This window comes from Flavobacterium microcysteis (assembly GCF_006385255.1).
In the GTDB taxonomy this organism is placed as follows: Bacteria; Bacteroidota; Bacteroidia; order Flavobacteriales; family Flavobacteriaceae; genus Flavobacterium; species Flavobacterium microcysteis.
In genome coordinates this window covers 1-19,322 of the sequence record NZ_VFJE01000044.1, presented here as the reverse complement: position 1 = coordinate 19,322, position 19,322 = coordinate 1, and the positions used below count along the sequence as shown (strand labels likewise).

23 protein-coding genes and 1 pseudogene are annotated in these 19,322 nt (G+C 33.8%); 21 read left to right on the top strand and 3 right to left on the bottom strand.

All coding sequences use genetic code 11. The features are described from left to right. Positions 1-7: 7 nt before the first annotated feature. The 15 genes and pseudogenes from FJA49_RS00220 (at position 8) to FJA49_RS00150 (ending at position 10,835) form a co-directional block, all read left to right on the top strand. Positions 8-1,243: an RHS repeat domain-containing protein gene (locus FJA49_RS00220; RefSeq protein WP_158629426.1), complete on the top strand. Its 1,236-nt coding sequence runs from the start codon at positions 8-10 to the stop codon at positions 1,241-1,243. Beyond that, positions 1,240-1,479 carry a hypothetical protein gene (locus FJA49_RS00215; RefSeq protein ID WP_139997628.1) on the top strand — a complete coding sequence of 80 codons (240 nt, stop codon included), beginning with the start codon at positions 1,240-1,242 and terminating at the stop codon, positions 1,477-1,479. The genes FJA49_RS00220 and FJA49_RS00215 overlap by 4 nt, the downstream gene beginning before the upstream one ends. Positions 1,480-1,941: 462 nt before the next feature. Continuing rightward, positions 1,942-2,781 (top strand): hypothetical protein, encoded by an 840-nt coding sequence (locus FJA49_RS00210; RefSeq protein WP_139997626.1) that lies wholly within the window; start codon positions 1,942-1,944, stop codon positions 2,779-2,781. A gap of 163 nt (positions 2,782-2,944) precedes the next feature. Then, positions 2,945-3,169 (top strand): hypothetical protein, encoded by a 225-nt coding sequence (locus FJA49_RS00205; RefSeq protein ID WP_139997624.1) that lies wholly within the window; start codon positions 2,945-2,947, stop codon positions 3,167-3,169. Further along, a complete protein-coding gene (locus FJA49_RS00200; protein WP_139997622.1) occupies positions 3,169-3,954 on the top strand; it encodes a hypothetical protein in 786 nt (261 codons plus the stop codon). Before FJA49_RS00205 ends, FJA49_RS00200 begins: the two co-directional genes overlap by 1 nt. 7 nt (positions 3,955-3,961) lie before the next feature. Continuing rightward, on the top strand, positions 3,962-4,603 hold the full coding sequence (locus tag FJA49_RS00195) for a hypothetical protein (RefSeq protein ID WP_139997620.1): 642 nt from the start codon (positions 3,962-3,964) through the stop codon (positions 4,601-4,603). A 227-nt stretch (positions 4,604-4,830) separates the two neighbouring features. Beyond that, a pseudogene (locus FJA49_RS00190) lies at positions 4,831-5,091 on the top strand (RHS repeat-associated core domain-containing protein); the annotation flags it as partial. A gap of 6 nt (positions 5,092-5,097) precedes the next feature. After that, on the top strand, positions 5,098-5,730 hold the full coding sequence (locus tag FJA49_RS00185) for a hypothetical protein (protein ID WP_139997616.1): 633 nt from the start codon (positions 5,098-5,100) through the stop codon (positions 5,728-5,730). Between the two features lie 2 nt (positions 5,731-5,732). Next, positions 5,733-6,443, top strand: a complete 711-nt coding sequence (locus tag FJA49_RS00180) for a hypothetical protein (RefSeq protein WP_139997614.1) — start codon at positions 5,733-5,735, stop codon at positions 6,441-6,443. 113 nt (positions 6,444-6,556) lie between these two features. Beyond that, positions 6,557-7,762 (top strand): RHS repeat domain-containing protein, encoded by a 1,206-nt coding sequence (locus FJA49_RS00175; protein WP_139997612.1) that lies wholly within the window; start codon positions 6,557-6,559, stop codon positions 7,760-7,762. A gap of 20 nt (positions 7,763-7,782) precedes the next feature. Next, positions 7,783-8,349: a hypothetical protein gene (locus FJA49_RS00170; RefSeq protein ID WP_139997610.1), complete on the top strand. Its 567-nt coding sequence runs from the start codon at positions 7,783-7,785 to the stop codon at positions 8,347-8,349. 110 nt (positions 8,350-8,459) lie between these two features. Continuing rightward, complete coding sequence (locus FJA49_RS00165) at positions 8,460-8,738, top strand: hypothetical protein (protein ID WP_139997608.1); 279 nt, start codon at positions 8,460-8,462, stop codon at positions 8,736-8,738. Positions 8,739-8,973: 235 nt separating this feature from the next. Continuing rightward, on the top strand, positions 8,974-9,507 hold the full coding sequence (locus FJA49_RS00160) for a hypothetical protein (protein ID WP_139997606.1): 534 nt from the start codon (positions 8,974-8,976) through the stop codon (positions 9,505-9,507). Positions 9,508-9,962: 455 nt separating this feature from the next. Then, positions 9,963-10,286, top strand: a complete 324-nt coding sequence (locus FJA49_RS00155; RefSeq protein WP_139997604.1) for a hypothetical protein — start codon at positions 9,963-9,965, stop codon at positions 10,284-10,286. A 93-nt stretch (positions 10,287-10,379) separates the two neighbouring features. After that, positions 10,380-10,835 carry a hypothetical protein gene (locus FJA49_RS00150; protein WP_139997602.1) on the top strand — a complete coding sequence of 152 codons (456 nt, stop codon included), beginning with the start codon at positions 10,380-10,382 and terminating at the stop codon, positions 10,833-10,835. 562 nt (positions 10,836-11,397) lie between these two features. Here the strand turns inward: FJA49_RS00150 and FJA49_RS00145 are convergent. Genes FJA49_RS00145 through FJA49_RS00135 form a run of 3 tightly spaced genes read right to left on the bottom strand, consistent with a single transcriptional unit; the run spans position 11,398 to position 13,481 of the window. Then, the gene (locus FJA49_RS00145; RefSeq protein WP_158629425.1) at positions 11,398-11,871 is read right to left on the bottom strand and encodes an META domain-containing protein; all 474 of its coding nucleotides are present in this window, start codon (positions 11,869-11,871) and stop codon (positions 11,398-11,400) included. 47 nt (positions 11,872-11,918) lie between these two features. Beyond that, the gene (locus FJA49_RS00140; protein WP_139997597.1) at positions 11,919-12,929 is read right to left on the bottom strand and encodes a bestrophin family protein; all 1,011 of its coding nucleotides are present in this window, start codon (positions 12,927-12,929) and stop codon (positions 11,919-11,921) included. Positions 12,930-12,962: 33 nt separating this feature from the next. After that, the gene (locus FJA49_RS00135) at positions 12,963-13,481 is read right to left on the bottom strand and encodes a hypothetical protein (protein ID WP_139997595.1); all 519 of its coding nucleotides are present in this window, start codon (positions 13,479-13,481) and stop codon (positions 12,963-12,965) included. Between the two features lie 174 nt (positions 13,482-13,655). On the opposite strand from FJA49_RS00135, the gene FJA49_RS00130 reads away from it, so the two are divergent. The 6 genes from FJA49_RS00130 to FJA49_RS00105 form a co-directional block, all read left to right on the top strand. After that, positions 13,656-14,027, top strand: a complete 372-nt coding sequence (locus FJA49_RS00130; protein ID WP_139997593.1) for a helix-turn-helix domain-containing protein — start codon at positions 13,656-13,658, stop codon at positions 14,025-14,027. 139 nt (positions 14,028-14,166) lie between these two features. Continuing rightward, positions 14,167-14,922, top strand: a complete 756-nt coding sequence (locus FJA49_RS00125) for an SDR family oxidoreductase (RefSeq protein ID WP_139997591.1) — start codon at positions 14,167-14,169, stop codon at positions 14,920-14,922. A 231-nt stretch (positions 14,923-15,153) separates the two neighbouring features. After that, positions 15,154-15,609 (top strand): hypothetical protein, encoded by a 456-nt coding sequence (locus FJA49_RS00120; protein WP_139997589.1) that lies wholly within the window; start codon positions 15,154-15,156, stop codon positions 15,607-15,609. 32 nt (positions 15,610-15,641) lie between these two features. Beyond that, a complete protein-coding gene (locus tag FJA49_RS00115) occupies positions 15,642-17,378 on the top strand; it encodes a tetratricopeptide repeat-containing sensor histidine kinase (RefSeq protein WP_233590040.1) in 1,737 nt (578 codons plus the stop codon). Then, positions 17,371-18,117, top strand: coding sequence for a LytR/AlgR family response regulator transcription factor (locus tag FJA49_RS00110; protein WP_139997587.1), 747 nt, complete (start codon positions 17,371-17,373; stop codon positions 18,115-18,117). Before FJA49_RS00115 ends, FJA49_RS00110 begins: the two co-directional genes overlap by 8 nt. Positions 18,118-18,468: 351 nt before the next feature. Continuing rightward, on the top strand, positions 18,469-19,322 hold an 854-nt coding region (locus FJA49_RS00105), incomplete at its 3' end, for a hypothetical protein (protein WP_139997585.1).

Genomic DNA, 19,322 nt, shown 5'->3' with positions numbered 1-19,322 from the left:
AGGTCTTGTGGACTATCTAGACGGATTCCAATACAAAGACGGAAACCTACAGTTCTTCCCTACTCCCGAAGGCTACATCAGGGCTACGGATGTCAGCGGAACCATAGCCTACAGCTACGTCTATAACTATACAGACCATCTGGGCAACATCAGACTTTCCTATGCCAAGGATACGGAAAATCCAAACGTTCTTAAAATACTGGAAGAGGACCATTACTATCCCTTTGGACTCAAACATACTAATTACAACTCGGACCTTTTGGTGCACAGGGAATATAGGGGTGCATTGTCTATAAAAGATCCGGTGACCCCGGAGCCTTTGGTGCCGGTACTCCCTTATAATTACAAGTACAATGGCAAGGAACTGCAAGACGAGCTGGGGCTGAATATGTACGATATGGAAGCCAGGAATTATATGCCCGATATTGGTCGATGGGGCAATATGGATGAGCTTTCGGAAGTTTTTTCTGATTTAACGCCATATAATTTTTCAAATAACAATCCTATTTCATTTTCAGACCCAAGCGGGCTTGCACCAGAGAAATATAATAATGATGATAGCTACATGAGAAGTGGGTCAAATTATTTTACATCTACTTTTGTAAATAAAAATTCAGGGAGAATAGTTGAACATGGGGATGATGGTGATGACAATATTTACCTAATAGATAATGATTGGAAGCGGGGAGGCTCTAAAGAAGGATTAAGCATTCTTGGAAAAGAAATTAGAGGGATGTCTTACGAAAGAGGAATGAGTATAAGAATAATGGAGGACGGAGCTGGGCTTCCATATTTTGCTAACACAGGAGCAGTCACCCCAATAGGTGGCGCATTTGATATAACAGGAGCTTGGGAGGCACTTTTTACTGAACTATTTTCTGGAGATGATTCAGAAGCTACTGCATTCGCTATGGCTGTAGTTACAAAAGGAAAAGTAAAGCCAAAGCTTGGAATAAGAGCTTTAAACGGATTAACAATCAATGGTTTTGGCAAACATAGTTTAAATAGAGCGATTGGAGATTTTGCCAGAAAAGGCGTAAAGCCAAATTCCATTTTAGATGCCCTTAAAAGACCATTAGTTGTAAAGGATGTGGTCACTGACGGATTAGGAAGACAAAGTCAGCGTTTTATTGGCAGAACAGGTGAAGTTGTTGTTAATCCATCTACGGGAAAAATAATTTCAGTAAATCCTACTTCTACAAGTAAAGCAACTAAACTTATAAATAAATTAAATACACCATGATAGTAAAATTTTCTAAGAAAGAAATTGATTTTTTGAATAACCATCTCTCTAAAGAAAGCGAATATTTTAAATTAATTTTCGTTGAAAATAAAGAAGTAGAAGTAGACAATGATTTAGCTGATGAAATTAGAGATTGGGCAGGAGAAAAACAACAAATTATTGGTTATGACGAGAATTATGAGCTAACTGATTTAGGTAAAGTTTTAGAAAGTGTAATTGATAAATTATACCATTAAATATTACCCCGGTAATGTATCAAATCTGGGCATAGATTAAATTTCAAAATTCAATCATTGAAAACAGTGTTTAGGATAAAAACTAAATACTGTTTTTTTTGTATGGAAATAGGTTTTGGATAATTATTTTTCATTAAAGCCTATCAAATAAGATTTTGTTTTTGCTACGTGTATTAAATTAGGGCATGGAAAAAGTATATTGTACAAAGTGCAACGGAATTGCTGTTAAAAATGGCTTTCAATCAGCAATACAGCGGTATAAATCTAAATTGTGCCAAAAGAAATTTCGGTAATGTATCAGATGTGTTAGTGGTAATTTTTAAGCTACGAAGTCTTTAAAATCAACAACTTTTATTTTATAATCTTAAAAATTAAAACAACCTTCGGTCACTCTGTAAGAACGACCATCCTATAACAATCAGGCTACCCTATAAAGGGCTTGTCGGTTCTAAACATTTTGCGATGGCTGGTCAAGGATTCGCTCCAAGACCAAGTAAATTATTTCGAACATTAGGAATGGCTTTGCATTACAGTTATTATCTTCGAAGAGGTTCATTTTACAATAATCATTTTTCACAACCGCCAATAGGATTATCTGACCCAACAGAAAAAGGGCAGTTCTCGAATTTAGCTGGTAAGGCAATTGCAGATTTACTGTCTAAAAGAATTGACAATAGTTTGTTGACTGTTAATTATGAAGCTGAAATGCGTTTGCGAGGAATTCCATTAGTTGGGCAAAGACCAGATTTATTAGCCTATACTTCTTCTTCAACAAGATTTGCAATTGAAGCTAAAGGATATACTAATGGTACAGGCGACATGACAGACCACAAGATTCAAGCAAATAGTGGAAATCATATTATCCCAGTTAATTTCTCAGTAGCATCAGTTTCATATAATATTTACAATTCAATCAGATGCAATTATCACGACCCATTTAATGAAAATGTAATAATTGGCGATGATGATTTGATAAATATATCGAAACAATATTATTCAGGTTTTGCAGAATTTTTGGATAACGACTATTTTGAAATAGGTCAACGGAATTATGGAGAAGAAAGTTTCTATGAAGTAGGTTTGTCATATCGACAATTTAGAAAAATGTTTAAAGATAATTCCAGATTTCCGTCATTTATGTTTCATGAAATTTTTGACATTTATAGACCACGATTAATAATTCCAGTAGATGTAATTGAATATTCAAAGTTTGGCATAACTAATCAAACAAAACCATTTAATTACATTCAACAGAAAAACCTGTATATAGATAATGACAGAATTGGTCTAACGATTGAATAATAATTACATATAATTTTACATGATTTAAAATTAATAATCCACACGATCCGTGTGGATTATTAATCATTGCTAGTTAATATGTTTCTTACATCGAGAAAAACAGTCGATAAACGAAAATTTTATCGTGGCTTAATTTTTTTCCTTAGATTGAAAACAAAAAACTATGAGTGATTTTTTAGATTACAACGCAATTAAGCGTAAAATTGAAAGCGAAACCTGTAGTAAACACAATGAAAAGCCAGAATTTAAAAAAAACATCAAAGGTTTTGAGATAAATGCCTGCTGTGAAGAGTTTAGGGGTAAACTTGCTAAAAAAGCAGAAAAGATTGTTGTAGATGAAACAAAATCAGCAATGGAAAAGATGCTGAAAAATGCGTTTAAAAAATAATGGGGCATCCAAAACTAAAAGCAACGAGGGAAATTAAAATTGATTTTCACCCTTCTGAATTGGATGATACTATTGTGCCTGAAGAAAGCAAAGTAAAAGCAAAAGACTATCTGACCTCAAAGAAATTAGCCGAGGATGATATTATGTTGATGTTAGATACTAAAGTAATTTACGGCTATGATTATTTATACAAGGATAAAAAGCTGATTTTACCCGAAGTGAATCCAATTACTATTTTTTATGCTAATGCAGTAATGTCTTATGGTAGGTTAGAACATTACAAGAAGACATTACTTACTGAATCATCAGAAGCTGGTAAAGTTGGTAAAGTGGTTAATTTGAATCACTCAGGAACATTTTTTCAATTGGCAGTAAATAGCATCATTAATCTTCAGGCTACATTGGAAAGTTTTGCGAATCGAACAATCCCAAAAGAGTATGAATTCATAGACAAGTTTGGAAAAACCATAATAAATCCAACAGTTACGCACAAGCTTTATAATACAATACCCAAGATAAAGAACATCGATTTCAAACAGGGAAAATATAAGAAGTACAACAAGTGTATTGATTCCCTAATCCAATTGAGAAACGATATTATTCATTTAAAACCCGCTGAAAAAACAAATACAGGTTACAAAGGCATCTATAGAAATTTATTGGATTTTGATTTTCAAAAAGCGATTGCTTCAGTAAAAATGTTTATTAATTTTTACGAACCTGACTTAATTGAAGAATGTACTTGCGGTCAAAATTTTGCTTTTGACACCGTCTTAAATCAATAAAATAATTATGTATTTAACTCCAGAACAATCTAAAAATTTAATCAAAGTTTTTTTTGAATCAGTTGAAAATGACTATCTCGAAAAGTTTAATTTTTTAACTAAACTTTTACAAGATGACGATTGGTCGTTTGTCATTAAGTCGCACTCTCTCATAGAATCTTTAGTAACTGAATTAATTGTAAACAAAATTGATACAGATTTAAAAAAAGTTGTTGAAAGAATGCCTTTGCACGGTGAGATAAGTAAAATAAGTATTGCGAAAACTTATAACCTTATTCCGTCTGAACAAATAAAATTTTTAATAAAGCTTTCTGAAATCAGAAATAATATTGTGCATAAGTACGAAAATATAAATTTTACGTTTGAAACCTATTTGTCAACTTTGGATAAAAATCAAATTAAGAATTGGAAAGAAATGCTTTTATGGGAAGGTATGGAAACCCCAGTAAAAGAAATATTAAAAACTAAAATTGACAAAAGCCCCAAGGAAGCAGTTTGGATTGTGCTAACAAAATTTGTTAATCATGCAATTGTAGAGACTAATTTACTTAAAGGAAGTAAAATAATCCAGAATGAAGCCGATAAGACTACTGTAGAATTATTGAAAGGATTAAACATTCAAGCTACGGATGATTTTGATAATCTATAAGAATAGACCTAAAATCAGAAAAATTAAATGAAAACCCTGCCATTTTTGACAGGGTTTTTCGTTACCTGTTATTCCTATGATGCAATAGTTATTTTGTTCTAATCAATTAGGATTTAACTTGAATAACCCTTATTTTCGTCAGATAAAACGTTCTTAAAAATAACAAATTGGCGACTCGGGCAAGTGTGAGGTAGGAAAATTTCACAAAGCTTTATAAGTATAAGTATAATGGAAAAGAGTTCCAAGACGAGCTGGGACTTAACTTTTACGACTACGGGGCAAGGAATTATGACCCTGCAATTGGAAGGTGGATGAATATTGACCCGCTTTCGGAAACCAGCAGAAGGTTTTCACCTTATACATACGTTCTTAACAATCCTATTTATTTCATAGATCCAGATGGAATGGAAGCTAAGTATAACTGGGAAGAACATGATAAAGGAAACAAGGGAATTTATATCGATAATGGCAAACAAGTTTCATGGTAAGAAGCTTTGGCCGATTATGGCTTATATGCAAATGATAATTCAGGAGTTACACCATTTTCAACTACAGACCTATTTGCATTAGCAGCTAGCCATGGAATTATTGATAAAAAGGAAGCAGGTAATGCTTTCGAAAGAGCAACGTTAAATTATTTAAACCTGCCAAGCAATAAAGAGTTGTTTGAAAGTTCTGAGAGAAAAGCTAAAACTAATGGTAAATATAGAAATGTACAACCAGATGCAGTATCTGATATAAGAGTTATTTCCCTATTTGGTGAAGCAATAAATAAAGACAGCCATTTTCATGAGGTAAAAGCTGTTACAGGTTGGTTAAATCTAAACTCAGGCTCATCTCCATTTCAAATGCTAGGATTAATAGACGCAGCAGCTAATTCAACAGAAGGAGGTATTCACGGGCGGGCAATTATAACATTATACACAACTAGCAATACTCTAATCTCTCCGGAATTAATTAAGTACGCTAATGATAAAAAGGTTACTTTGAAATGGTCAGTATCATATATGAACAATGGTTTATTGTACTTTACTCCTCCTACAACATTGTCATATTCTGCGCAGAGAGCCACTATAAAATTTCCAATAGGTCTCCCCCAATTGCAAGGTGTAGAAATAAAATTTTAATTATGATCAGATTTTTAAAAAATATAATATTTATAATTTTTTTAAGTGTTAATTATATATATTCTCAAAATAAAAAAATAGAAGATATGGATATTAAGAATTTAAATTATAGTGAGGGAAATAAATTAATAAAAGATTTTAATTTTAAGCAAATCCATTATAATCCTAATGATAAAGAGCACATATATTACATTAGTACAGACAAGCGTTTTCTGATTTATTTTAAATTTATAAATGACTTTACATTGTATAATTCAATAGACGATTATGAAAGAGCGATGAATGCGCTCTCAGAGAAAAAAACAATAATTAATTTTGATAGTTTTCATGATAAAATTGAAGAAAGAATTTTCTTTTTAAATAAGTTTTTAGGGACTAATATATCTAGTTTAGATAAGCTAGATAACTTAAATGCTTTTGATAAAGCAATTAAAGATTTTGGAATTGAAAAAATTGATTTCAATACATTGTTTATGAACTTCTTTTCATATTATTATGTTGTAATAAGAAATGAATTAAATTATGAAAATTTCGAGATTCAATTACATGATGATGATTATGAAGTTTTTGTGTTTTCTGATGAAAAGGATAAGAGAGAAATATTAAGTAATTTTCAAAAAATGATTACTGATCCCGATGAAGAAATAAATTTTCATTTACGAGCAAAAATTATTATAAAACCCTTTATTATTTCAACTGGGAATAGAAGGTAATGGATAGGATAGTGTTTCAAAAAAATGGCTTCAAACCAAATTTGGTGTTACAGATATGTTGGTAAATTCGTAACATGATTGTCGACGGAAACTAGGACATAACCTACAACCACATGAACCTTCCCACAAAAATACTTTTTGGATCAGAAGCGTGGAAAATCGAATATCTTTATACCGCAGACGGCAGGAAGGTAAGAAAGAGCGCTCCCTACCTGAACAGCAGCGTAGATGGCGGAATCGGGGCAATGGTCATGAACTATCTCGGGGGCTTCCACTATCAGGATGGCATATTGCGGTTTTTCCCGACAGCCGAAGGTTATGTAGATGTTACAAAGAATAAGATAGGATACAGCTATAGCTATGTGTTCAACCATAAGGACCACCTGGGTAACATCAGACTTTCTTATGCGGAAAATCCACAGGCTGCAGGAACACTGAAGGTCTTAGAAGAAAGCCACTATTATCCTTTCGGGTTCAAGCATGAGCATTACAGCTCAAACCTGCTTGTCTTTAGGGAAAAGGGGGCTGGACCGGAACTAATGCTAACAGCATCGCCATTGAATCCCATACCGCAATTCCCTTACAATTATAAGTACAACGGCAAGGAATTTCAAAATGAGATGGGATTGGACTGGTACGATTACGGCGCTAGAAATTATGATCCGGCTTTGGGAAGGTGGATGAATATAGACCCACTCGCAGAAAAGCGGTATGAGAATAATCCATATATGTATGCTAATAATAATCCTACCATATTCATTGACCCTGATGGCAGATGCCCTGTATGTGTTTTTGTTATTGCCGCTCTTCTTATTTCACAATCGGCAGAAGCTCCAACGGGTAATATACAAAGAGATAATCAAAGTCGAAATGCTACTGCAGGAAACAACACATTGATCTCAGGAATAATTTTAGGAAGCAGCGGTGTTGGTAGTATCATATCAAATGGCTCTAAAGCGAATACCATTCGACAGACAATTGAAAAAAGTAGAGAAAAAACTAATGAAACAAAAAAAGTTCCGAATCCCAATGGAAAAAAAGGAGGTCCTGCCCATCAAAAAAAGATGGAAAGTGAAGAAGCAAAGATGAAAGACGAGGGCTTTAAAACTAAAAGAGAAGTAATGGTAAATACTCCAAATGGCGAAAAAACAAAGCGTTTTATTGATTTAGAAGGAATAAATAAAAAAACAGGAGAAATTAGGCAGATACAGGTCGGTAGACAGAACAAAAACGGTACTCCAGTTGCAAGAGAAAAAAGAGCTTTAGATGATATTGAAGCAGAAACTGGAAGACGCCCTACCTTTGTACCCTATAATTAAAATAAATTAGACATCATCATATGAAATCAAAACAACTCAACTTTTTCATTACCCCAAAAGACTGGGAAGCAATATCGGTTTTTCTTTCCGAAAACCAAATTAAAGTATTGGTCGATGAATCGTTAAATGGTGATTATGAAAATGATGGAAAACTTCCAAATGAAGATGACGAGATATATCAAGTCTTTTTAACACGAAAAGAGTTTTTAAGTGATATAAAAATTAATACAACTGATACAAATAAAATAAGGTATTATTCTATTACACTAAGTCCTTTATTAGAATTCAGCATGGGGGGATTTTATCCTTATAATAAAAATATTTTGCAAAGGGCTCGCTTTTATTTTAAAAGTGGGTATTATAACGAGCAAGATATCTATGTCAATAAAGCTGATGAGTTTACTAATTGGGCACAGGAGGTAATGAAGCAATTTAAAAAAAAGTTTTTAATCTCTTATCCTAAGCAGAAAGATTTTCTCTATTCTCATAGCGCCATCGACTGGATAGAAGCACAGAACGCAAAATATACTAATGGCGGGCAAGGATGGGAAAAACCGATTAATAAAATTGATAATAAAAAACATTAGATAATGTATCTCCGATATGTTGGTGGGCAATGTAAAAATGGCCTATCCTTTAAAATCAATAATTTTTATTTCTAAAATATAAGTATTAATCTGGCAAAGAATTATAGATTATGAATAAGAAAAAGGGGTTAATTATTTCAGTTACACTTTTTTTAGTCTTTTTTGTTATTGATAGATTTACATTGATGCCTGTGAGAGCTAAACAATTTTGGGTTCAGGAGAGTGGCAGAAATTTAGGTGATCCAATAGCATACAAACAAAGCTTTGAAATGGATGGTTCAAAGATTATGAACAAAAGGAAAGTTTTCCTGAAATTCAAAAAAATAGAGAAAGTAGCTTTTATTTTGTTGGATGTTATTTTGGTTCATTTTATATCTAGACACCAATAGAAGTGAAATGATCATTTATGGTGATTATTAATTATAGGGTTATATATAAATTAGAACATAAACTAAATTTAAATAAACAGCATTTAGGATAAAAACTAAATGCTGTTTATTTATGCTATCTGGATGGATTCCAATACAAGGACGGAAACCTGCAGTTCTTCCCTACCTCCGAAGGTTATGTCAGAGCTACAGATGTTAACGGAACCATAGCCTAAATGAAAAAATATGAAAAAAAATGAAAAAATTATTATGTATTATAGTAATGCTAACTTTCTGTTTTTGTAGTAAAAAAGAAAACAAAGTTCATAGGAAGGAAAGAATAAAAACAACAGAAATAATTGTAGATAGTTTATTTAATAACTATGGAATCATGTTTGTAAAAATAGACGGAAGTAAATTTGCATCAACTAATAGTAATCATTTAAGACGATTTTATAACAGAAATTTTTCAAATAAATACCCAAGTTTTGAAACTTTTGTTCCTGATGCACTAGCACAGAAAATTATTTTTGAAGAAGATAAATTTAAAGGTCGAAATATAGTGGTTTTTAGTTTAGACAAAAACATTAAAACTGAATATGAAACTTCTGGTATAAAATATTTATTAAACAAATATTGCGAAAAAGGAAAAGACAATTATACTGTTAAAAATCAAGACTCAACAGAGGCTAAATTTTTCACAATATTATATTATCTATTTATGAATGGTAATCGAATTTCATTCGATGATGTTGGAGGGTTCTATATTATAAAAGTTAAAAATGTGTAGTGTATCGGAGTTAGTTATGGCATCGATTTCAACAATAACATAATATTGATTTAAACTAAAAGAACAAGCTGTATACTTGCTTTTTGGGTAATATATCAAATTAGGAGATATACTAAATTCAAAAACAGTATTTAAAATAAAAGCTAAATTCTGTTTCTATGGCCTATGTGGGCAGATTCCAATAATTTGGGACAATGTATCAACTATACTGGTTATTAATGATAATAAAGGCCATATTACTGTCTATCAAAAAGCAAACTTCTAAAAGTCTTAATTCTGATTATTTTGCTACTACAAAACAATAGTTTATGAAAAAAATATTGATACTAATTATTTTAGTTATTGGCTTTTCCTGTTCAAAAAAAGAACAAAAGGTTTAAATTGAAGAATCTCCTTCAACTTCTTATTTCAAACAATACAATGATGAATCATTAAGACGTGATTTATCACGAAAGGTGTCTTCAAATGGCGATACTCTGGCTTATAATAAATTGTGGGATATGTATTTTTATAGTGGACATAGCAATGATTTTTTAAGAATTGCCATGGTTATGTCTAATGATTTTGGCTATTATCAAGCGTATTGTGATACTTATATTATATTAAAAACGGATGTAATAAATAAAGCTAATATAAAATCCAATAAGATTGCTGATTATTATCTTTTGAAAGCCTATGAATTAAGTCCTGAAAAAACAAATTCACTGATGAAAGAAAGATTTGGAGAAGATTTTCCAAAAATTAAAGCTGATGATTATTGGAAACTAATTCATCAATAATGTTAGGTAGTGATAGTAACTAGTAATGCACCGCATTTGATATAATACCAATTAAAAAAATCTAAAAATGAAATAAATTGTCACATTACAATTATGAAAAAAATAATACTATTTTTAATTTTAATATTTGCCGGAATATCTGTTACATATTTTTTCTTTTATAAGAATTACCTACAGCCAGAACTCATATGTGAAATTCCAGATCCAGATAACACTTTTAGACCAGATGGTTACGAATTCTTTCATTCTAAAAATGAAATAGACAGATATCTTGAACTTAATCAAACTACCAAATCTTATAAAAATTATATTAATAAAACTGACTTCAATTTCAATAACTTTTCATACTTTATAGTCTATGGTAGAGAAGTTAAAAACATTTATTATAGTTACAAATCAACTTTTTTTGATGATAAATCTGAATCTTATGCAAGACCCAATGGAAAAATACCTGTTTTTATAAATTATAAAAATGAAGGAAGTAGAAATGGAGTTTTTATTTATAGAATCGAAAGAGACGACCGTTTGAGAGGTTTTTATGGAAATTGACATTATCAATGATTGGGCTTACAGAAATCAAAAATGTAGTAAAATTGAAGCATTAAGAAATTATACAGAACAACAGAATGAAGATCAAAGTTCTAAACTCAGGCTATATAATTTTAAATTTTGTAATACTCATTATTGCAACTATTGGTTTAAATTTCTCAACCTATTTATGGATAGGAAGTGAAGAACAGTATACCGATCTTAAGAACAAATCTTTTTTATTACTTTTTATAAATAGATTTATTTTGAATACAATATTAATTTTTTTGATTTTGTTTCTTTTCTTTATAGTTAGTAGAATCATAGGAAAGAAAAACCGAAAGGAAATGTCTATAAAAAAATTTATTCTGTATGATGTTTTGATTTTATCGGTTATTTCTATTTTTTTGATAATAATAAGAAATATATAAAAGTTGGTGGTATGTCTTTTTGTAGGTAGTCGGTAGTGTTTTCAAAAAATTTTAAAAAAGGCAACCTTTTGGGTTGCCTTTTTTAAAATTCTCAATTCATGATATTAAATAAAGATTATTCGGAAACTTAATCTGAATACAATCATATTCTCTTATTTCCCCGTCCCTAACTTTGCAACAACTTCTTTCTTTTCATTATCAAGCATAAGACTGTTGTTTTCTATACGATAGCTTTTTACCTGTTTAAATGCTTTAAAGAACTCGCCTTCAATACCAAGATTTGGACAAGCCATCATAGTAGCTGCTCCTTCAGATAATTCAATAGTGTTGCCCTCTTTTACTTTATAGCTACCTGAAAAATTGTTACAGCCACCATTTCCGGTCATTTTATCTGTGCCTTTATGAAAAACTAGTAACGGTTCTTTTTTAAAGGCAGTGTCCAGCACGATTGCCTTTCCGTTCAGTTCCTGAAGTTTCCATTCTTTATCGAATAAATCTAGGGTTGTAGCAGCCGCAGCCGGTTGTACTTCTTCGGTAGCAACGCTTTCTTCTGGCTTATTCTCTTCTTTTTTATTGCAGGCAAATGCTGCAAATGCCAACGCAATAATCAAAATGCTTTTTTTCATACTCATTGATTTTAATTGTTAGTAATTTATAGTTTATTATTTGGTTCTTACATCAATATGTTATTCTTGGCGGTAATCGGTTCCGGAAGTTCTTTTTCATCCAGCATATCTCGCATGTCAATCTCAATCATCCGACTGATTTGCGTGATAGGAATATCATTGGCGCTTCCCTCAAACGGATTGACTGCACTCTCCCCTATGGTATCCAAAACATGAAATACCCAGGCCACAACTCCGGAAAAGATAACATTAAACCAGATCGTATAGCCTTCTAAAAAAGTGCCATCTCCCATTTTTTGATATTCCTTGAGTAACCCAAAAGGCAGCAATAGCACAAAAGCAAACATAAGATAGGTCGTCACTGAAGCAAAATTTCTTGGATATGGAAAATTTTTAATCCTCTCTGCCTTGCCCTGGTCATCTGTAAATTTGATAATGCCATTCTGCAATTCTTTCCATTGAAAATCATTTATGATTCCTTCTCTTCTTAATGCTGCCAGTTGTTCCGACTGTAACGCTATAAGCTGTGTCGCCCTATTTTTTTTAAATAGAATATAGTTCCGTTCATTTTCTGGTAGGTAATTCTTCAACTCCTCCTCCAACTTACTTCCCCATTCCGGAATCGTATATCGGCCTGCCAAAAAGTTTTGGTTGCTTCTTCGCTTCATATTTTCCCAACTGCGTGATTCCCGCAATTGGAAGCGCAATGCCGTGAGCCATGCAAAATGTCGGTTAAACATTGTTTTTACGGTTTCACTATTTTTTCCACCGGCAGCATCCCGTAAGGTATAGGCAAAACTTCGGCTGTCATTAATGATACTCCCATAAATCTGTCTTGCTTCCCAAATCCTCCCATAGCTGGCATTGTTTTTAAAACCTACAACAAATGCCAAAGCCGTACCCAATAAAGCAATGGGCTGCCAGGGCAATGCCAGAAAATGCCAGCCGAATACTTCATATAAAATGGTGGGAACAGCTGCAATAGCAAGCAGCAATAATGTATCTCTGAATGTCCATGAAAAAAATTCAAAAGGTGTGTAGCGTTTTCCGGTGTGCATGGTTTAAGTAGCCTTACTATGATTATGTGTTCTTTATTTTTTCAAAGCTTTTAATGCATCCAAATATATTTTTTGTATGCTTTTTTTATCTTCCTTTTTGCTAATGCCCTCTATGGCTGGCAATAAATCTTTATTGTACTCGGTCTTTAACTTTAATATTTCGCCCAATGCAAACGCAGAACTCCAGCGCACAACCGTACCTTCATCTTTTGTATTAATCAGTAAATTGGCTATTGGGGCTTTTAGTCTTGTACTAAACAAATGGGCTATATTGCCTATTACTTTGGCGCTTTCCCATTTTATTCTTGCCGCTTTAGAAGTAAGCGTCTCGGTTACAAAATTTAATACATTCTCATCCGCAATTTCCGGATGCTGTTTTGTAGCATATTCTATAGCCTCGATACAGGTTCCCTTTACAGGATCTTTTTGTTTTTCTGCAAAAGCAATCAGCTCATCAATTGGTAAGGATTTCTCGATAATCCATTTGCTGATTATTTCTGTTTTTTCTTTAGACTTTATCGTCTTGTCTTTTAATAGCTCTTCAATTGTCATTCCTGTTCTATTTGCAATTATTTCACCTATACAAACAACATATCATAACAAATTTATTAAAAACTTACATATGACAAGCATTTGTTTTCAATACTAATAAAAAGAATAAAAATAAATGTCTTGGTGATAACAAAAAACATTTTTATAACTTGCAGTAAGGCTAATAGTTCAATTATGACATCCAAACAAGACATCCAAAAACGAAGTGAAGAAATTACCCAAAACTATTTTCTGTTTTTGGACAGGCATATATCCGATGTCATTTCAGGTAAAGCAACAGACTTTATGGAAATCAACCAGATTGCCAGCGAATTGTTTATTTCACACAAACACCTGACGGATACGGTTCAACAGGAAACAGGACACCACCCCTGCCATTTTTATGATTTGAAGATTATAGACCATGCGAAAAAAATGCTGGAAGAAACAGCCCTTCCCGTCTCAGAAATCGCAAAAATACTCACCTACGATCCTTCAAATTTTTCTAAATTTTTTAAGAAGTTTACTGGACAGGCACCCGGAACATTCCGGAAAAACATAAGCTAATACAAAATGCCCTCTTTGTAAGAGTTGTTAAGCATAAAATAAAGTGCTTAGCAAAACTTCCGAAAAGTTCACCATAATAAAAAAATCTACACTTATGATCTTTGTACTATAATTTGTAACTCATTAAACAATAAATACAATGGCAAGAAATGATTTAAAAGGAAAAGTGGTTTTGATTGCAGGTGGTGCAAAAAACCTGGGAGGTTTATTAAGCCGTGATTTTGCAGCTAAAGGAGCAAAAGTGGCAATTCATTACAACAGCAGTAATACAAAAACCGATGCGGAAAAAACATTGGCTGAAATCCAAAATGCCGGCGGGACAGCCTTTTTGTTTCAGGCAGATTTGACAAAGGTGGACAACATCAAAAAACTTTTTGAAGAAACAAAAGCAAAATTCGGAGGCATCGACATTGCCATCAATACAGTGGGAATGGTACTAAAAAAACCTTTTTTGGATACGACAGAAGCGGAATACGACTCCATGTTCGATATCAATTCAAAAGTGGCCTATTTCTTTATACAGGAAGCAGGAAAAAACTTGAATGACAACGGCAAGATCTGTACGATCGTAACTTCGCTTTTAGCAGCTTATACAGGATTGTATTCGACCTATGCCGGAGCAAAAGCGCCAGTTGAACATTTTACAAGAATGGCTTCCAAAGAATTTGGATCAAGAGGAATTTCTGTAACCGGAGTAGCTCCAGGTCCAATGGATACGCCTTTTTTCTACGGACAGGAAAATGAGGATGCCGTGGCTTACCATAAATCGGCTTCTGCTTTGGGCGGCTTGACCAACATCAAAGACATTGCTCCTTTGGTTGAGTTTTTAGTAACCGATGGCTGGTGGATTACAGGACAGACCATCTTTGCAAACGGCGGATATACAACCCGCTAATTTCTACTAAATATTCCTTTTTTCAGGAATCAATCATAAACTCTGGCTATACTTCTTTCCAAAAAAGATTTAGTATAGCCAGAGTTTTTATTTAAAAACAATTGGAGCGTTTGTTATTTCTACATCAAATATTTCTTACTAAAAAGGAATATATTCAAGAAAAAAAGTACCTTTAACGTTCCAAAGCGCCCCCAAGCCCTACCAAATCTTCAACAATTAAAACTTAATAGTATGAATGCTTCAATTTCATCAGGCAAGCTGACGCCCGTAAGCGCACAGCAAATTTTACAAATCAGTAACGAAACCCTCAACATTATTGGCGTAACCGAACCCTCAGTAATTTTGACACCTATGGTTTCTGCCGAAGTCGATTTGACCGACAAAGGTCCTCTTTTAAATGTAAAAATGGTAATCCTTATTCCAAAAACACTTTTGGGAAAAGCCCCGATTGAACTTTTTATTGACCAGGAGAATGCCCTTCCAAACGAATTAAAATTTGTGCTACGATATGAGAGTTCCGAAAAAACTCCTAAAGAATATCTGGCTTGGTTTATCAGCTATGCGCATGAGATAAAAGATGGTGAAGAGCAATTCACAAGCATTAGGACATTCGTACAAGACTCGGATCCTGATGATGCAAATCCAAGAACTTCAAGAGGAACAGTAACTCACGTATTGCAAAGCTAGGAACAGAATTATTGCCACTACACCACCCTTTAATGATGTCCAGAATTCGATCAGCGCTTATTGTCGTGTTCCTTTTTCTGGCTTTTTCCCTTTTTTCCCAAGAACAGAACAATAATCTCTTGGATTCAGAAATCAGGAAAATAGCACTTGAAAATAAGGACAAGGCTGATTTTTACAAAGCGCAAGCTTTCTTTTTAGAAAAAAACTGGGACTCTACCCTGGTCTATTCCATGAAATATCTGGCACATGCTGGTCATCAGGAACTGGCTGATTATTGCCATTATTTCAGGGCATTCAGTTTCAAAAACAAAAAATTGCTTCAGCAAGCACGCAAGGAATTTTTACAGATTTCAAAAAACTTTCGTTTTTATTATAAGGTCAGGCTTTATCTGGGTGAAATTGCCTTGGAAGAAAGCAATAGCGAACTGGCAATCCACTATTTCAAAGAAATCGAAAACCTTCCGGAAACCGGCAACTATGATTTTAAAAGAGGTGTAGTGTACCACAATCTTGGGGTTTGCTATCTGCATCAAAAAAAATACGATCAGGCTGATGCTTATTTTTCTAAAGGAGCAGAAGTCATGCAGGCAGAAAAAGATACCATCTCCCTCATTGGTTCGTATATGAATATTGCAAATCTTTACTACGAACAATACAAAGACAATATTGCCATTCCCTATTTTGAAAAGGCCTATTCTCTATCCAAAAAGATTAAAAATGTAGAATTAAAGCAGAATGCGGCGCTGAATATGGCAGTCGTTGCAGAAAACAACAAAAAATTCCCTCTTGCCTTAACCTACAGAAAAGAATACGAAAGCTGGAGAGATTCTCTAAATGACCAGAACAAAGTATGGGCAATTGCAGAACTGGAAAAGAAATTCACCGTCAAGCAGAAAGAAAAGGAAATTGGCATCCTCGAAGCTGAAAACAAGCTGAAAATTGCCGAAAGAAATGGTTTTTTCTATTCTTCATTATTATTGCTGGTTTTGTTTGGTACAGGCATTTATTTCTATAGACAGAAAATAAAAAGCAACCGTATCATTCTTTCGCAAAAAAACAAGTTGGATGAACTGAATGCAGCCAAAGATCAACTTTTTTCTATCGTCAGCCATGATCTCCGCTCCTCTGTTAATGCTTTAAAAACCAGCAACTCCAAGTTAGCAGAAAGTCTGGAATGCAAAAATTTCGAGGCACTTGACAAACAACTTCAGAGCAACAGTGCTATTGCTCACAGTTCGTATAATCTGCTTGACAATTTGCTGCATTGGGCTCTGCTTCAAACAAAACAGCTTTATTTTCATAAAGAATCAGTACATCTGTTTTCCGTAGTACAGCAAATGGAATTCAATTATAAGCCACTTATGCAGGAAAAAAATATCAGTTTTGAAAATTCGGTTCCCAAAGCACTATTCGCTTACGCCGATTTAAGTTCCTTAAAAATAATCCTGCGAAACCTGATTGACAATGCCATCAAATTTTCCAGAGAAAATGGTAAGATAACAATTCATGGCAGTTCCTCAGAAGATTTTTGTACCTTGACCGTTGAGGATTCCGGACAAGGAATGAGTAAAGAAATAGTCAGCCAGCTTTTGGATGAATCAGCACTGGTATCCAAAAAAGAAAATCCCGAAAAAAGCGGAACCGGATTGGGCATGCAATTATGCTTGTCAATGGCACAGAAAAACGAAGGAAAATTGCTTATTGAAAGCGAAGAAAATAAAGGCACAAAGATTAGCATACAACTGTTAAAGGCAAATAAAAATGAGTAAGGTAAGCGTATTGATTATTGAAGATACACCGGCAGAAAGCGAGGCACTTGTCAAAGTACTCACGCAAAACAATTATGCTATTGCTGGCGTGGCTACTACATTTAGCGAGGCCTTGGCTTTATTTTATAAGAATACGGTAGATATTGTAATTATTGATGTTTTCCTGAACGGTATACCCGAAGGCATTACTTTTGCGGAAACCATTAACATTACTCCTGATATTTCACGTCCGTTCGTATTCCTGACAAGTTCCAACGATCGCCAGATTTTTGAAAGGGCCAAACTCACAAAACCTTTTAGTTTCCTGCTAAAGCCCTTTAATGAGCTGGAAATCCTATATGCGATAGAAATGGCCGTCGAAAAATTTTACGAACAGTCCAATGTCTTTCTAAGTGATGACCTGGATACTGTTCTTAGCACCGATTCTCTATTCATCAAGAAAAAAAACTCTTTGAAAAAGGTGTTGATTGACGATATCGTTTATATCGAAGTTGAAGAAAGATACTGCAATATCATTACAGAACATGAAAAATTTGTCATCATGATTTCGCTTACCAAAATCAGCGAACTTTTGGAAAAAAACAAGTTTGTCAAAACCCATAGAAATTATATCGTAAATGCAAACAAGATTGAAGAAATAGTATTGCACGACAATCTGGTTATCTTAAAAGGTAACCATAAAGTAACCTTAAGTGAAAAACATAAAGACTTTATCAAAAAGCTGAATATCCTGAAATAAGGCATTTCTCCTTACATTTTCACAGCCCTTCCCTCATCCGGAAGGGCTTTTTTATTCCTCTATTTTCATGCGTTGTTTTTCATCGTTCATGTCAATAATTCCCCTGCTCATATCATTTGTTTACTACAACCGTGGCAACCCCAGTAATTTTAGTTCAGAATACAAAAGAAAGCTAGCATCGATTGTTTCTGGGCTTATTTGAAAATCCCCCTTCCTAAATAACCTGCATGTGTTTACATGCCTACACCAACCTGAATTAGGATTTTATTTTGAATAAGCCATTTATTAAAACTATAGGGAAGCAAGCCGAAAAACCCTATAAAAGAGTAGGCAAACTGATACATAAATAACATGGCAAAAATAGCAAACGTAGAAAAAGTAGAAGACGGTGCCGTTTATAACGGATACGACCATCTTACTGCTATGGAGTGGTGTACGCCCTCCTTTTTGAGTTGTAGCGCATGTGTAAGCGCTAGTGCAGTCAACGGATTAGTAACCATTACTATTAATTTAAGGACTCCATTTGGTAATGTTGGCAAAAGTTTCAACTTCAATTCAAATGTAAGCTACACCTGGCAGCCTTTCTCAAGATTTAAAATTTCTGTAAGCATCACTAACTTTAACGAAGCTGGTGGTGTTTTTAGTTTTGACCTAGGGCTACAACCATGTGTAGATGTTCCTTTCATGGGATGGAAATGCTTTAATTTCAGTCACCACTTTAGCGTGCCGTTGAAACTGAATGGTATCGAGAACGATATTGATGACAGTCAATTTGCAAGCATTATAGCGTTGCATTCAGGAAATGCTTTCAACGCTTCATGCGGCTGTGACGACAAAGGGTCTTCTTTATTACAAGGCGACATTTACAACAACTACCTGAACAGTCAGGCAGGTTTTCCAACAATTCCAGTAACGCAGTGCTTGCCTATTCCTACGGTTCAGTGTATTCCTACTGTAACTTCATGCATCACTGGTATATCTCCAATATGTGCTGCACAACAGGAAGCAAATGTTGGAGCTGGTTTCCCAACGATTCCGGTAACGCAATGCCTACCAATTCCTACTGTTCAATGTATTCCTACTGTTACTTCATGCATCACTGGTATATCTCCAATATGTGCTGCACAACAAGAGGCTAAACTTGGTGCTGGATTCCCAACGATTCCGGTAACTCAGTGTTTTCCAATCCCAACAGTAAAGTGTAT